Source organism: Thermocatellispora tengchongensis, assembly GCF_014202315.1.
GTDB classification, from domain to species: domain Bacteria; phylum Actinomycetota; class Actinomycetes; order Streptosporangiales; family Streptosporangiaceae; genus Thermocatellispora; species Thermocatellispora tengchongensis.
The window spans coordinates 152,740-167,744 of record NZ_JACHGN010000003.1 but is presented as its reverse complement, the minus strand read 5'-3'; the positions used below and the strand labels follow the sequence as shown (position 1 = coordinate 167,744).

General features: G+C 73.7%; 11 protein-coding genes. 4 read left to right on the top strand and 7 right to left on the bottom strand.

What is annotated here, in order from left to right:
* The first annotated feature begins 58 nt into the window (after window positions 1-58).
* Window positions 59-1,507: an amidase gene (locus HNP84_RS07115; RefSeq protein ID WP_185048591.1), complete on the top strand. Its 1,449-nt coding sequence runs from the start codon at window positions 59-61 to the stop codon at window positions 1,505-1,507.
* Here the strand turns inward: HNP84_RS07115 and HNP84_RS07110 are convergent.
* On the bottom strand, window positions 1,497-2,015 hold the full coding sequence (locus HNP84_RS07110) for a hypothetical protein (protein ID WP_185048590.1): 519 nt from the start codon (window positions 2,013-2,015) through the stop codon (window positions 1,497-1,499). The genes HNP84_RS07115 and HNP84_RS07110 overlap by 11 nt on opposite strands.
* A 137-nt stretch (window positions 2,016-2,152) precedes the next feature.
* Here HNP84_RS07110 and murA point away from each other — a divergent pair, with 137 nt between their 5' ends.
* Entirely contained in the window at window positions 2,153-3,481 is a 1,329-nt protein-coding gene (gene murA / locus HNP84_RS07105) for a UDP-N-acetylglucosamine 1-carboxyvinyltransferase (protein WP_185048589.1), read from the top strand.
* Window positions 3,482-3,608: 127 nt separating this feature from the next.
* Window positions 3,609-6,008: a transglycosylase domain-containing protein gene (locus HNP84_RS07100; RefSeq protein ID WP_312924047.1), complete on the top strand. Its 2,400-nt coding sequence runs from the start codon at window positions 3,609-3,611 to the stop codon at window positions 6,006-6,008.
* Between the two features lie 22 nt (window positions 6,009-6,030).
* Here the strand turns inward: HNP84_RS07100 and HNP84_RS07095 are convergent, their stop codons facing one another.
* Window positions 6,031-7,014: a hypothetical protein gene (locus tag HNP84_RS07095; protein WP_185048588.1), complete on the bottom strand. Its 984-nt coding sequence runs from the start codon at window positions 7,012-7,014 to the stop codon at window positions 6,031-6,033.
* A 190-nt stretch (window positions 7,015-7,204) separates the two neighbouring features.
* Window positions 7,205-7,570, bottom strand: a complete 366-nt coding sequence (locus tag HNP84_RS52645) for a PadR family transcriptional regulator (protein WP_312924045.1) — start codon at window positions 7,568-7,570, stop codon at window positions 7,205-7,207.
* 947 nt (window positions 7,571-8,517) lie between these two features.
* On the opposite strand from HNP84_RS52645, the gene HNP84_RS07085 reads away from it, so the two are divergent.
* Entirely contained in the window at window positions 8,518-9,231 is a 714-nt protein-coding gene (locus HNP84_RS07085) for a DUF998 domain-containing protein (RefSeq protein WP_185048587.1), read from the top strand.
* A gap of 83 nt (window positions 9,232-9,314) precedes the next feature.
* On the opposite strand, the gene HNP84_RS07080 is transcribed toward HNP84_RS07085, so the two are convergent.
* Genes HNP84_RS07080 through HNP84_RS07065 form a run of 4 tightly spaced genes read right to left on the bottom strand, consistent with a single transcriptional unit; the run spans window position 9,315 to window position 14,987 of the window.
* A complete protein-coding gene (locus HNP84_RS07080) occupies window positions 9,315-11,159 on the bottom strand; it encodes a hypothetical protein (RefSeq protein WP_185048586.1) in 1,845 nt (614 codons plus the stop codon).
* Window positions 11,160-11,209: 50 nt separating this feature from the next.
* Window positions 11,210-13,336 carry an alpha-galactosidase gene (locus HNP84_RS07075; protein WP_185048585.1) on the bottom strand — a complete coding sequence of 709 codons (2,127 nt, stop codon included), beginning with the start codon at window positions 13,334-13,336 and terminating at the stop codon, window positions 11,210-11,212.
* Window positions 13,333-14,058 (bottom strand): FadR/GntR family transcriptional regulator, encoded by a 726-nt coding sequence (locus HNP84_RS07070; protein ID WP_185048584.1) that lies wholly within the window; start codon window positions 14,056-14,058, stop codon window positions 13,333-13,335. Before HNP84_RS07070 ends, HNP84_RS07075 begins: the two co-directional genes overlap by 4 nt.
* Entirely contained in the window at window positions 14,055-14,987 is a 933-nt protein-coding gene (locus HNP84_RS07065; RefSeq protein ID WP_185048583.1) for a dihydrodipicolinate synthase family protein, read from the bottom strand. Before HNP84_RS07065 ends, HNP84_RS07070 begins: the two co-directional genes overlap by 4 nt.
* Window positions 14,988-15,005 lie beyond the last annotated feature (18 nt).

The window sequence follows — 15,005 nt, the reverse complement described above, 5'->3', positions numbered from 1 at the left end:
GCCCGGCCCCGGGCGCGGCAGACTCTGCGGTGAGGCACGACGGATCGGGGGGCCGGGGATGAGCGAGCTGTGCGACCTGACCGCGGCGGAGATGGCCGCGCTCGTACGCGGGCGCGAGGTGTCCGCGGTGGAGCTGACCGAGGCTCACCTGCGCCGCGTCGAGCAGGTCAACGGGGCGGTGAACGCGATCGTCACCCTGGTCGCCGAGCGGGCGCTGGCCGACGCCGCCGCGGCGGACGCCGAGCTGGCCGCCGGGCGTCCGCGCGGGCCGCTGCACGGGCTGCCGGTCGCCCACAAGGACCTGACCGACACCGCCGGCATCCGCACGACGTACGGCTCGCGGCTGTTCGCCGAGCACGTGCCCGCGCACGACGCGCCGGTCGTGCGCAAGCTGCGCGCCGCCGGCGCGATCACGCTGGGCAAGACCAACACCCCGGAGTTCGGCACCGGCTCCCACACCGTCAACGAGGTGTTCGGCGCCACCCGCAACCCCTACGACCTGACCAAGAGCGCGGGCGGCAGCAGCGGCGGCGCCGCGGCGGCGCTGGCCACCGGCATGGTGGCCCTGGCCGACGGCTCCGACATGGGCGGCTCGCTGCGCAACCCCGCCTCCTTCTGCAACGTCGCCGGGCTGCGGCCCACGCCCGGCCGGGTGGCCGCGCCCAGCGCCGTCGCCGCCTGGTACACCCTGGGCGTGGCGGGCCCCATGGCGCGCACCGCGGGCGACCTGGCGCTGATGATGAGCGTGATCTCCGGGTACGACCCGGCGGTGCCGCTGACCGTGACCGACGACGGCTCGGCGTTCGCCCGCCCGCTCGACCCGGACGTCACCGGGCTCCGGGTGGCCTGGAGCGCCGACCTGGGCGGGCTGCCCGTGGACCCGGCGACGGCGGCCGTGACCGGCACCGCGCCCGCCGTGTTCGAGAAGCTGGGGGCGCGGGTGGAGCCGGTCGAGCTGGACCTCTCGGCCGCCGAGGACGCGTTCCGGATCTACCGCGCCTGGTACTACGCCCTGTCGTACGGCGAGCTGCCGCAGGAGGAGCTGGGCGAGAACGTGCGCTGGAACGTCGCCAGGGGACGCGAGGTGACCGCCGCCGACCTGGCCCGCGCCGAGCGGCTGCGCAGCGGGCTGTTCGCCCGCATGAGCGCCTTCTGGGACGAGTACGACGTGCTGATCGCGCCGGTCAGCCAGGTGCCGCCGTTCCCGGTCGAGCAGCCGTACGTGACCGAGGTGGCGGGGCGGGTTATGCCCGACTACCTGGCGTGGATGCGCTCGGCGTACTGGATCAGCGTGCTGCACGCGCCGGCGGCCTCCGTGCCGTGCGGGTTCACCCCCGGCGGGCTGCCGGTCGGGGTGCAGATCGTCGGGCGCCCGTACGCCGACCTGGAGGTGCTGCGCGTGGCCGCCGCCTTCGAGCGCGCGACCGGCCACGCCGCGCGCAGGCCGCCGGTGCTCGACGCGCCTGTGCCCGGCGGGCCGGGCGGCGCGGACGGCGTCAGCGGCTGAGGTCGTAGGTGCCGTCCAGCGGCGGGGGCGGCGGCGGCGTGTCGCGGTAGGTGCCGAAGCCGACCATCAGCCCGAAGACCGCCACCGCCAGCAGCGGCCAGCTCACGATCACGCCGGTCGCGGTCAGGCCCAGGCTCCCCGGCACGACGTGCCCGGTCACCCCCGACGCCGACACGCTGGGCGTGCCCAGGTTGACCGCGCCGCCGATCCACCGGGCCAGGAACCCGGCCAGCAGCCCGCCCCCGGCCAGGCTCAGCACCATGGTCAGCCGGTCGCGCCCGATCGCGAACGCGGCGACGCCGCACACGATCCCGGCGCCGCCGGTGATCACGGCGAACCAGCCGTCGGCCGCGATCAGCGACTGCGTGGAGGCGTCGGCGAGGACCAGCCCACCGTCAGTGGGCACGTACGGCGCGCGCGGCGCGACGTACGACCACAGCAGCCCGGCGGCGACACCGGCGACCGCCAGGATCAGCACAGTGGCGGCGAAGTCCCGCAAATGCCGCAATTGACCTCCCCTCGCCGCGAGCCGGAACCCCGGTTACTGAGGTGAAAACGGCTCATTGTGCTGACCAGTCCGATGCTATAGAACCACGCTCGCACGCATCGGGATCGCCGTGGCCCGGACGGTTAGGCTGGTGCACCGTGAAAGAAGAAGAGGTCTGGTTGATCGAGCCCTCGGGTCCGTTGCGCGGAGACGTGGAGGTTCGGGGGTCCAAGAACGGCGTGTCCAAGCACATGGTCGCGGCCATGCTCGGCACGGGGGAGAGCACGATCCAGAACGCGCCCGAGGTGGGCGAGGTCGAGATCACCGCGGCGATGCTGCGCGCGCTCGGCATCGACGTGGAGATCACCCAGCGGGAGATCACGGTGGCGCGGGGACCGGTGATCCAGCCCCGGGTGCCCGAGGCGTTCACCGGGCTGAACCGGATTCCGATCCTCATGCTCGGCCCGCTGCTGCACCTCGCGGGCGAGGCGTACGTGCCGCTGGTCGGGGGCGACCCGATCGGGCGCCGCCCGGTGAACTTCCACGTGGACGCGCTGCGCGCGATGGGCGCCGAGGTCGAGGTCGGCGACACCGGCATCACCGCCAAGGCCAAGCGCCTGCACGGCACCCGGATCGAGCTGCCCTACCCCAGCGTGGGCGCCACCGAGACGGTGCTGATGACCGCGGTGCTGGCCGAGGGCAAGACCGTGCTCAAGGGCGCGGCCACCGAGCCCGAGGTCGTCGAGCTGGCGCTGTTCCTGCAGCGCATGGGCGCGCGCATCGAGCTGAGCCCCGACCGGCGGATCGTGATCGAGGGCGTGGAGTCGCTGCGCGGGGCCTCCACCTGGCTGGTCGGCGACCGCATCGAGGCGTTCTCCTACCTCGTCGCCGGCCTGATCACCGGCGGCCAGGTGCGGGTGCACGGCTGCCCGCAGGACCGCCTGGTGACCGCGATCACCACCCTGGCCCGCATGGGCGCCCAGGTGGACATCACCGACGACTGGCTGTCGGCCTCCGCCCCCGCGGGGCTGCGGCAGGCCGCGGTGCAGACCGACACCCACCCGGGGTTCATGACCGACTGGCAGACCCCGCTGATGGTGCTGTTCACCCAGAGCCAGGGCATGTCGGTGCTGCACGAGACCGTCTTCGAGAACCGCCTGGTGTACGTGCCCGCGCTGCAGAAGATGGGCTGCGAGATCGAGGTGTTCGACGTGTGCCTGGGCGGGCCCGCGTGCCGGTACCACGACACCAACGCCAAGCACTCCGCCGTCGTGCGCGGCGTGTCCAAGCTGCGCGGCGCCGACGTGACCCTGCCCGACATCCGCGCCGGCTTCTCGGCCGTCCTCGCCGCCGCGGCAGCCGAGGGCACCTCCACGCTGCGCGGCGTGCACCACATCGAGCGGGGCTACCACCGGCCCTTCGAGCAGTTCGCCTCCCTGGGGCTGAAGATCAGCCGCGAGATGCGGGCGGTGGCGCCCGAGTCCTGATCTCCGGCGGCGCACCGTACCGAATGCCGAGATATGCCCGGATACGCCGGGTAAAGGTCGGGCGCGGCAGGTAAAGAACGGGCGGACGGGGGTTTGGTGCTGATCGTCCGGTCGCACCTTCTCTCTCGTGAGATCCCGCGGTACCCGGCATGACACCGTCGATGCGCGAGGACGGCGGCGCGCCCTGGCCGGGCTCGGCCTGGCGGGCGCGCTCGGCGGGGTGATCGCGGCGGCGATACTGCTGCCCGCGGTCGGCGGGGCCGGGCTGGTCGTCAAGGGCGTGGCGCGCACGTTCACCGACCTCCCGGCCCCGCCTCACGAGGAGCCGCTCCCCCTGCGCACCCGGCTGCTGGACCGCGACGGCCGCCAGTTCGCCCAGTTCTACTACGAGAACCGGACGGCCGTCCCGCTGGCCAAGGTGGCCCCGGTGATGCGCAAGGCGATCGTGGCCATCGAGGACGCCCGCTTCTACGAGCACGCCGGCATGGACGTCCGCGGCACGATCCGGGCGCTGATCGCCAACGCCCGCGCCGGGAACATCAAGCAGGGCGGCTCGTCGCTGACCCAGCAGCTCGTGAAGAACCTGCTGGTGCAGAGCGCCGAGACGCAGGCCGAGCGCGACCGGGCGCGGGCGCCGAACCTGCAACGCAAGATCACCGAGCTGCGCCTGGCGCTCGCCCTGGAGAAGAAGTACACCAAGGACGAGATCCTGGAGCGCTACCTCAACATCAACTACTTCGGCGCCGGGGCGTTCGGGGTCGAGGCCGCGGCCCGGCGGTTCTTCTCCACCACCGCCGACCGGCTCACGCTGCCGCAGGCGGCGACGCTGGCGGGCGCGATCCGCACGCCGAACGCCACCGACCCCGCCCTCGGCGAGGCCCGGCGCGCCCGGCTCAAGCAGCGGCGCGACCTGGTGCTCGACCGGATGGCCGAGGTCAAGGCGATCACGCCGGCCCAGGCCGCGGCGGCCAAACGGGAGCCTTTGGGCATCCGGCTGCGGCCCGAGCCGGGCGGCTGCTACGAGAGCGAGTCGCCGTTCTTCTGCAGGTACGTCCAGCTTGAGCTGCTGTCCAACCCCGCTTTCGGGCACACCCGGGCCGAGCGCGAGCGCCGCCTGAACCAGGGCGGGCTGGTGCTGCGCACGACCCTGGACCGGCGCGCGCAGCGGGCCGCGGAACGGGCCATCTCCGAGTGGGTGCACCCGAAGGACGACCAGGTGGCGGCCGAGGCGATGGTGGAGCCGGGCACCGGCCGCATCCTGGCCCTGGCGGCGAGCAAGAAGTACGGCAGCAACAAGGGCGGCGCCAAGAAGGGGCCGCGCACCACCTACAACCTGCCGGTGGACGTCAAGCACGGCGGCGGGCTCGGCCTGCAGGCGGGCTCGACGTTCAAGGTGTACACCCTGGCCACGGCGCTGGGCGAGGGCTGGCGGTTCGACCAGGGCTTCGACACCCCGGGCGCCTTCTCGCCGGCCTCCGGCTACCGCGACTGCGCCGGGCGCGGGGTGAACTCGCCCGGCACCACCATCCACAACGCCGGCGGCGAGGGCGAGGGCGGGCCGCACAGCATCTCCACCGGCACCTGGAAGTCGGTGAACATCTTCTTCATGATGCTGGAGCAGAAGGTGGGCCTGTGCGACGTGGTGCGCACGGCGCGCAAGCTCGGCATCGCCCGCGCCGACGGCAAGCCGCTGCGCGAGGTGCCCACCTTCACCCTCGGCGTCAACGAGATGGACCCGCTCACGGTCGCCGCCTCCTTCGCCTCCTTCGCCGCGCGGGGCAGGTACTGCCGCCCGATCGCGGTCCTGGAGATCATCGAGCGCGACGGCCGCCGCACCCCGATCCCGCCGAGCTGCCGGCAGGCCATCGAGCCCGAGGTCGCCGACGCGGTCAACCACGTGCTCCAGGGCGTCTTCACCGAGGGCACCATGCGCGGCCAGGACATCGGCAGGCCCGCCGCGGGCAAGACCGGCACCAACAACGGCTACACCTCGGCCTGGTTCGCCGGCTACACCCCCGACCTGGCGGCGGCGGTGAGCGTGGGCGACATCCGCGGGTCGTACAAGTACCCGCTGCGCGGGGTGGAGATCGGCGGCCGGTACTACGGCTCGGTGCAGGGCGCGACGCTGCCGGGCCCGATCTGGGTGGAGTCGATGTCGCGGGCGCTGCGCGACACCGAGCCGCGCGGCTTCCACGGCCCCGACATGGGCCGCTTCGGCGGCGGCCACACGCCCGGCCTGGAGGACGCCGAGGACCGCGAGCGCGGGGAACGGGGCGACGACGACCGCTCGGAGGCCCGGGGCCGCCGCCGCTTCGAGCGCAACCTCTTCGACGGGCTCTGGCCGCCCTGGGACCGGCCCGGCCACCGAGACCGAAACCGCTGGGACCAGGACCGATGGGACCAGGACCGACGGGACCAGGACCGACGGGACCAGGACCGACGGGACCGGGGCCGAGAGAATCAGGGCCGAGAGGATCAGGGCGGCCGCGGCGACCGGCCGCCATGGCTCCCGCCGGGCCTCTGGTGACGGGGGGCCGTCCCCGGCGGCGTCAGGCGGGAGCGGGGCTGGCCGGGCCGGCGGCCGGGAGCCGGGCGAGGAACCGTACGCCGGTCACCAGCAGCGCCGCCACGGCCACGGCCAGCAGCACGGTCACGCCGACCGCGATCGCCGCCGCGTACGGAGCGTAGGGGCCGTCGCCCTGGGCGGCGAGCCGGCCGTCCACGGACGCGGCACTGGCGAGCAGGACCGGCAGCCCCAGCGCGGCGAGCGCGAGCGAGGCGGCCCCGTCGGGCGCGGCACGCCGCCGCAGCGCGCCCGCGTGCAGGTAGGCCGCCGCGCCGACCAGCGCGACCGCGTACGCCTCGTCGGCGGGGTGCCAGCCCGGCAGCAGCGTCCAGGCGGCGGCGAAGGCGAGCCCGGCGGGCAGGAGCGCGAGCCAGCGGCGCGAGGGCGGCGGCGCGTCGCGGTGGTAGCCCGCCACCAGGGCCAGCGCGGGCACGGCCGTCATGAGCAGCCACGCCACGGTGAACGCGGCCGACGGCACACTGCTCAGCGCCGCCCCGGCGTCCTGCCAGGCGGACATCACCGCCACCTGCGCGAGCAGGACGGGCAGCACGACGATCCGCGCCGCGCGCGGCCGGCCGCCGGCCAGCAGGCAGAAGGCCGCCGCCCAGCCCAGCGGGATCAGCGCGTCGAGCGGGGCGAGGTCCGCCCCCCGGGCGAGGCCGGCCAGGAACTCGTGGCCGGTCGTGACGGCGTTGCCCGCCACGCCGAGCAGGGCGATCCACCGCACCACGCGCCCGCTCGCCAGGGAGCGCGCGGTGGCGCCCGCACCGCCGAGCCGCACACGTACGGCGAGGGCGGCGATGGCCCGCGCCTCCGCCCAGCGCGGCCGGCCGAGCAGCGCCTCCTCGGACTCGCCCGCCCCCTCCATGTAGGTCGCGAGCATCTCCTCCTCGCGCCCGCCGGCCCGGTACGACCGCGGCAGCATGCGCAGCAGGAACCGGTAGCGATCCTCAAGAAGACTGCTCATCGACTGCCCTTCACTCCCATTGGTCCACCCACACGACGCCCTCGGCGGGCGGGAGCGCACCCCGTACGGGCCGCCCCCACGACGGGCTCACCACCCCTCGGCACGGCACTCACACAGGCCCTCCGCCCCCCGGCACTCACGCCGGTCCACCGCCTCCCGGCGCTCACACCGGCCCTCCGCCTCCCCGTGCTCATGCCGGTCCTCCGCCTTCCCAGGCGGGCCGGTGGCGCGCCAGGCCGCGCGCCCGCAGCCGCTCCCGCGCCGCCCGTACGTTCGCGGCCAGCCGCGCGGCCTCCGCGTCGAGCGCCCCGGCTCCCGCCTCGGTCAGCCGGTAGTAGCGGCGCAGCCGCCCCTGCTGGACCTCCTCGCGGTCCAGCTCGACCAGCCCGTCGCCACTGAGCCGGTCGAGCACGCCGTACAGGGTGCCGACCGGCATGCGTATCCGGCCGCCGGAGAGCCGCTCGACCTCGCCGACGATGCCGTAGCCGTGCCTGGCCTCGTCCGCCAGCGCGGTGAGGACCAGGAAGGCGGGCTCGGTGATCCCTCGTGCGGTCACGCCCTCACTATATATCGGCCACCGATATATATCAGCTCCTGAGCCGAACAAGCGGAACCGGCCCAGGCACCGGTTCCACCGAGGCGGCGCACAGCCGACCCGGCGGGTGCCGCGACCGGCCCGCAAACGGGAGGCCGGCCGCATGGCCGTGCCGCGAGCGCGCCGGACGGCATTCCCTGGCACACCGTCCACGATGCTTCCGGCACGGGGTGGTACCGCTCACCTCAAATGGAGGCCGCTTCGAATTGACTCCGACGCGACCGCGGAGTCGCCGTCGCCAATTTCGATTCCCGCCATATCATGCGATGCACGCCGCGGTATTCCCTGACAGAAAGGGCGGCATGGCGTACGGCTCTGACATGGACCCCGTTTTCACCAGACCCGGCGGCGGCGCCCGCGGCGCGACCCCGGGTGGGGCAAAACCATCGCCGGCGCGACGGCCGGCGCCGTCGTCACGGTCCTGACCAGGACCATCGTCACCCATCTGACCGATCGAAACCCCCGCCCCCCCGGCGACGCCCTCGTGACCCGGCCTGCGGATTCACCGCCTTCCGGCAGATCCTCACAGCCCGCTCCGATATACCGGGAAAAGGGCATCGTCGTGGCCGCCGGTCAAGGGATCGACCTCACCGACCGTCCCGTACGGGCCAGGAAATACGCCGAGACCATGGTCATGGCCCCATAAACCATGGCCTTGCGCAGCGGTACATCACCAACCCGCAATACCCCGGCACAGGGAAGGCCGAGCGGCGGCCCAAAGGCAGGTCCATTTGCGTCACCGACTCCGAGGGCGGGCTGGTGCACCTGCTGGAGGTCGCCGACAGGAGCCCTCCGGAGGCCCAGTCCCAGTACGTCAGGCTGAACCTCACCACATGGCAGGCCACAGCGCGACAGGCAGGCGTCAACTAGGGTTGACACATGGCCGAGCGTCAATCTAGGTTGACGCCATGACTCGGACTCTGCTCGCGACCACTCCCCCGGCCGCCCCTCGCAACCACCCGAACGGGACCAGACGCCTGCTCATCGCCGGCGCCGTGGCCGGCCCGCTCTTCGTGGCCACATTCCTCGTCGCCGGCGCCATCCGCCCCCACTACGACCCCCTGCGCCACCCCGTCAGCTCGCTGGCCCTGGGCGAGCACGGCTGGGTGCAGACCGCCAACTTCCTCGTCGCCGGCGTGCTCACGCTGGCCCTGGCCATCGGCCTGCGCCGCGCCCTCCGCACCGCCCCCGGCCCGGCCCGCGGCTCCGTCTGGGGCCCACTCCTGATCGGAATCTGGGCGATCAGCCTGCTCGGCGCCGGCGTCTTCACCACCGACCCCGTCAGCGGCTACCCGCCGGGCACCCCCGGCCTCTTGGTGCACTACAGCGGCGTCCCGGCCTTCCTGCACGACGCGTTCTCCGTCCCCGGCTTCGCCGCCATCGCCGCCGCCCCCGTGGTCCTCGCCGTCCGCTTCGCCGCCCACCGCCGCCCCGCCTGGGCCGTCTTCTCGGTGCTCGCCGCCGCGGCCTTCGTGACCACGTTCGTCCTGTCCACCATGGGTTTCCAGCAGCACCCCGACCTGGTCGCCCTGGGCGGCCTCTTCCAGCGCACCGCCGTCACCATCGGCTGGGCCTGGCTCACCCTCCTCGCCCTGGACACCAGCCGCGGCCTCAAGCGATGACGCGAAGGAGCCCTTCTTCTGCGGGGCGCGCTGCCGGCGCCCCGCCGCGGAGCCGTCCGCGGCGGGGCAGGTGAGCGGGGTGGTCAGGTCTGGCTGCCGACCACGACCCCGTCGGTATCGGAGGTGAACGGGCCGGTCTTGACGCGCAGCCGGCCGGAGCCGTCCACGTGCAGCGCTCCGCCGCCCATGGGCAGGTGGTTGGGCGCGATGCCGTCCAGGCCGGTGTTGCCGAAGCAGGCACCGGCGTACAGCGTGCCGCCCTCGAAGCTGATCTTCGAGCCCTGGCCGAAGGTGTTCAGGGCGATCAGCGCGGAAGCGCCTGCGGTGACGATCAGGCGCCGGTCACCGGTGCCGGCCACGGTGTTGCCGACGCACTGGTTGTCCGGCCCTTCGAAGCGTCCGGCGAAGGGCGCGCCGGCCACGTCGAACCGGTTGTCGCGGATGACGGTCCTGGGGCCCTTCACCCGGAAGGCCGCAGCGCCCGCGGTGGTGAAGCGCGAGTCGGTGAGGGTCAGTCCCTCGGCCGCCGGCGGGCCGTTGAGCACGAACGCGGACGCGCACTCGCGCACCTCCAGCCCGCGCAGGGTGACGGCGGCGCCGGTGACGAGGACGGCCTCCTGCGTCGCGGCGTTGCGGTGCGCGAACGAGCCGTCGGCGAACAGGTTCGACGGCCCGGCGCAGTGAATGGCCCGGCCGTCACCGCCGGTCCCCAGCGTGGCGCCGAAGTGGAAGTCGCGCACCGAGCAGTTCCGCACGTTGGCGTCGAAGAAGATCATGCGACGCCGGGTGTCGCCGCCGCGAATGCCGCGCACATGGCTGTCGCGCACCAGCCGGGTGAAGATCACGAAGGAGCCGGCCCCGGAGGTGTCACCGAAGTCGATGTCGTCGAAGGAGACCCGGTACGCGTTGGACACCACGATGCCGTTATAGCCGGTGGCGGCGCAGTGCACCCGGGTGAAGCGGATATCGGCCATGTCGGCGCCCTGCAGGTCGGCGGTGCTCTTGACGCCGCCGGGGTAGTAGCTGAGGTCCACTCCCGCCGTCTGGCCCTCCACGCTGATCGCCGAGAACGTCGAGCCGGGCTCCGTCGCCGTGCTGTAGATCGTGATGTCCCGGCATCGCACGTTGCGGCAGTGGTACTGGAACGTCAGCGCCTTGCGGCCGATGCGGGAGAAGTACATGTCGTCGACCTGGACATCGGCCAGGAAGGAGCCGCCGAGGCCGTTGTTGTTCTTGCTGTCGCGAGTGTCCAGGTGCAGTCCCGAGACCCGTACGCCGCGAACCGTGCGCGCCGGCGGGCCGTCGGCCGTGGTGGGCGCGTCGCCCCGGATGCCGATCAGGGCGCCGGCCCCGCTCGCGACGGAGAACAGGGTGATCTTCGAACGGTAGCCGTCGCCGTACCAGGTCGTTCCGTCGTTCAGCAGGGTGATCTGCTGGGTGCACCGGTAGGTCTTGTCGGTGCCCGGCACGTAGATGACCCGGTTCAGTCGGGCGGCCGCGAGCAGCGCCTCGGTGTCATCGGAGCCGGTGCCGCTCTCCTCGTCGTAGTCGCCCTTGGCGCCCAGCGCCCGCACCGACACCACGTCGTCGGCGATCTCCCACCAGGCGCCGTCGGCCGACTTCAGATGCCACCGGTCCGGCGTGGCGGGCGCGGCGGGCAGCCGCCGGTAAAGCGCGCCGCCTCCGTCGCCCGGCTCGGCGTACCCGTCGGTGCGCAGCGCCGTGTGCTTGGCGGGCACGTGCTGCCCGGCGACGGCGGCGGCGCTGGCCACCTGGAGGGCGGTGCCCGTCCGTGCCGTCTCCGCCTGGCCGGTGTCGGCGTGCGCGGGGGCGGGCACCGCGCCGAGAAGGTACGCGCCGGTGGCTCCGGCGCCGGCGTATCCCAGCAGCCTTCTCCTCGACATCGGGGGAATCGAGGCATGGGTCATGACGGCTCCTTACATGGTGGTGCGTGGTGAAGGGGAGGCGTGCGGGCCGCTCAGCGGGCGCGCAGTTCGACGAGCATCGCCTGGGAGGGGTTCAGCAGCGGCGCGGCGAGCCCCGCGCGCATCAGCAGCGCTCCGGGCAGCGTGGTGCCGCCGTCCGCCCAGGAGGGCTGCCGGAAGCGGCGGTCGGGGGCGGTCAGGCGGGTCAGGGGGGTGACGTCGTAGACGGCGTGCTCGTCGAGCCCGGCCAGGCGCAGCCGCGGCGGGGCGACGTACGGGGACGTGGCGGTGGTGACGCCGGCGAACAGGGCGTGGGAGCGGTCGGCCGCGACCACCCCGTGCACCAGGAGTTCCGGCCGGTGCCCGGGATCGATTCTGACGACCTCCCCGGTGTGCAGCAGCGGGCGCAGCCGCTTGTACTCGGCGAGCCACAGGCGCAGGTAGTCGAGTTCGGCGGGGTCGCAGGTGGTGAGGTCCCATTCCAGGCCCGCGTGGCAGAACAGCGCGGTGGCCGCCCGGAACGGAAGGCCGGCGGCGCGACCGGTGACGTGCGCGACCGGCGGCCCGACATGCGAGCCGATGAGCTCGGGCGGCACCAGGACCGAAAGCCACCGTTGGATGTCCTGGCGGTCCAGCGGGTCGTTGGTGTCGGAGGCCCACACCCGGTCGGAGCGGGCGAGTATCCCCAGATCGATGCGCGCGCCGCCGGAGGAGCACGACTCGATCTCCAGGCGCGGATGCCGTTCGCGGAGCCGGTCGAGCAGGCGGTATACCGCCAGTGTCTGCTCGCGGACCCCCGCGCCGCCGTCGTGGACCGCCTCCAGCAGGTCGCGGTTGTGATCCCACTTCAGGTAGTCGATGCGGTACTCGGTGACCAGCGCGTCCAACCGGTCGAGGATGTGGGCGAAGGCCTCGGGGACGGCCAGGTCGAGCGTGTGCTGGCGCCGCCACTCACGCGGGGTCCGGCCGGGGGCGGCGAGCAGCCATTCGGGGTGTGCGCGGGCCAGGTCGGAGTCGAGGTTCACCATCTCGGGCTCGACCCAGAGCCCGAACTGCATGCCCAGTTCGCGTACGCGGTCGGCCAGCGGGTGCAGGCCCTTGGGCCACACGTCCTCGGCGACGTACCAGTCGCCCAGACCGGCGGAGTCGTCGCGGCGGCCCCGGAACCAGCCGTCGTCCAGGACGAACCGCTCCACCCCGATGTGCGCGGCCCGCTCGGCCAGCGAGAGCAGATGGTCGGGCCGCTGGTCGAAGTAGACGGCCTCCCAGGTGTTGAGCACCACCGGGCGGGGTGAGCGGGGGTGGCCGGGACGGGCGCGCAGCCAGCGGTGCAGCCGGGCGCTCGCGCCGTCCAGGCCGTGCTCGGAGTAGACGAAGAAGGCCCACGGAGACTCGTAGCTCTCGCCCGGGGCCAGCCGCACCTCACCGGGCGCGAGCAGTTCGCCGGCGCCGATCACCGACCAGCCCTCGGCGAGCCGTTCGGCGTAGTGCTGGTGGTTGCCGCTCCAGGCGAGGTGGACCGCCCACACCTCCCCGTGCCGGAATCCGAAACCGGGCGTGCCCGCGACCAGCAGGCCGGTGGCGCCGTGCCCGGTGCGGCCCCGGCGCGACTCCAGGGAGCGGATGCCCTGGTGGAACGGCGAGCGCTGGGGATGGCGCTCGCGGCCCCAGCGTCCCGTCCAGTCCATCAGCTCACCGGCGTGGTCGGGCACCGGCAGCAGCGTCAGCGGGGCGACCGCCGTCCACGGCTCCTCGCCGAGGTTGGTCAGGGTGTGCCGCAGCCGCACCACGCCTTGCGGCTCCAGGCGCAGCTCGGTCACCGTCGCGACGCCCGCCTCGGCGTCCTCGGCGCGGATCAGCACGCTTCCCGCCGCGGGGTCCGTCTCGATCCCGCCCGTCCTGAGGAGCCGCAGGTGCGGCATCCGGCCGTCGCGGTGCCCGGCGACGCCGGGCCGGCCCTGCCAGCCCTCGTGCTCGCCCGGCAGCAGCGACAGCACCGGCGGCAGCGGCGGGGAGGAGCCCAGCCGGGCGGGCCGCCAGGCGGCGGCCAGCGCCTCGGTCGTCACCCCGTCGAGCGGGCCGAGCGCCGGACCCCAGTGCAGGACGCGGGGCAGGCCGGGCCCATCGGGGTCGAGCACGAGGGCGGTGCCGTCGGCGCGCAGGATCAGCGGCTCGGTCATGTACGTCCACCGCCGCCCCGGTTTCCGTCGTCACCGGCGGAGGGCGCGGTCTCCTCGATGGCCGCGGTGCGCGCCCGTACGTCGTCGAAGTGGGCGCGCATCTCGGCCGCCGCGAGCTCGGCGTCGCCCTTGCGCAGCGCGCGGACGATCGCCAGATGGACGGGGGCGAGACGCCGCTCGCCCGGCGCCACGGCGTTGGGGCCGAGCCGGGCGAACAGCTCCCAGAAGGTCTCGATCACCTGATCGACCAGCGTGTTGCCCAGCCCGCGGTAGAGCTGGAGGTGGAACTCCTTGTCCAGGTCCGGGCAGGGCAGCCCGGCGGCCTCCCGCTCCCCCATCAGCTCGGCCAGCCGCTCGCACTCGGCCAGTTCGGGACCGCTGGACAGCTTGGCCGCGAACGCCATCAGACCGACCTCCATGGCTTCGCGGGCCACCAGGATCTCGCCGAATCGCGCGCCGGTGTCGGCCAGACCGTACGGAAGCTGCTCGATGATCGGCCGGAAGGAGAAGGAGGAGACGAACAGCCCGTTGCCGTGCCGTGCCTCGATGACCCCCAGCGTCTGCAGGCTCCTGGTCGCCTCGCGCAGCGACAGCCTGCTGACGCCCAGTTCCTCGGCGAGCGCGGCCTCCGGCGGCAGCCGGTCACCCGGACGCATCCGGTGGGTTTGGATGTACTCCTTCAGCCGCGCCTGCGCCTGCCGGTAGATCGGTGACTTGCTCACCGCGTCTCCTCTTCCCGCCCCGCCACGATCGGGCCCAGATCGCGGATGAGGCGATCGACCGCCGCCAGCCCTTCGGTACCCAAAGTGTCCCAGGGCGAGCGGCATCGTCCGGCATACGGGCCGAACCGGCCCGCCAGCTCCTTCACCACCGCCAGGCCGCCATGCCGCCCGGCGGTCTCGGCCACCTCCCGGAAGGGCCGGTGCAGCCGCGCCGCCTCCTCCAGGCGCCCCTCCGCCGCGGCCTGGAAGACACGCCGCGCCAGCGGGGCGAGAAAGTTGTACAGGCTGCCGATGACCGCACGGGCGCCCATGGCCTGGGCCGCCGGGAGAAGCTCGTCCTTGCCGAAGTAGACGCGCACGCCGGGGGCGGCCTCCCTCGTCCGGGCGAACTCCAGCAGGTCGTCGTCGGTGAACTTGACCGCCGAGAACGTCGGGATCCGCTTGACGGCCTCGGTCACCACCGCGGAGGCCGGCAGGTCCAGGCCCGTCATACCCGGTATGTGGTAGTAGCAGAAGGGCACGCCCGGCGCCTCCTCCGCGATCCGGGCCAGATGATCCACGACCGCCTCCACCCGCGCGGCGGAGCCGTAGTACGGCGCCACCGCGGCGATCATGTCGGCGCCCAGGCCGGCCGCCTGCCGCGCCAGCGTACGCGCCTCGCTGAGAACCGTGTGCCCGACGTGGACGCCGAGACCGAGCGCCGCGGGCCGGCGCTCGGCCCAGGCGGCGGCGAGTTCCAGCCGCTCGGCCGTGGACAGCGCGGGGAACTCCCCTGTCGTGCCGCCGACGAAGGCACCGTTCACCCCCGCCGCGAGCAGGTGCGCCGCCTGGTCGCCGACGGCGTCCAGGCGGAGCTCGCCGTCCGGGCCGAACGGCGTGGTGACGGCCGCCCAGATCTCCAGGTCGGCGCCTTCGGGAACACGGTGCATCAAGTAGCCCTTCTCGAT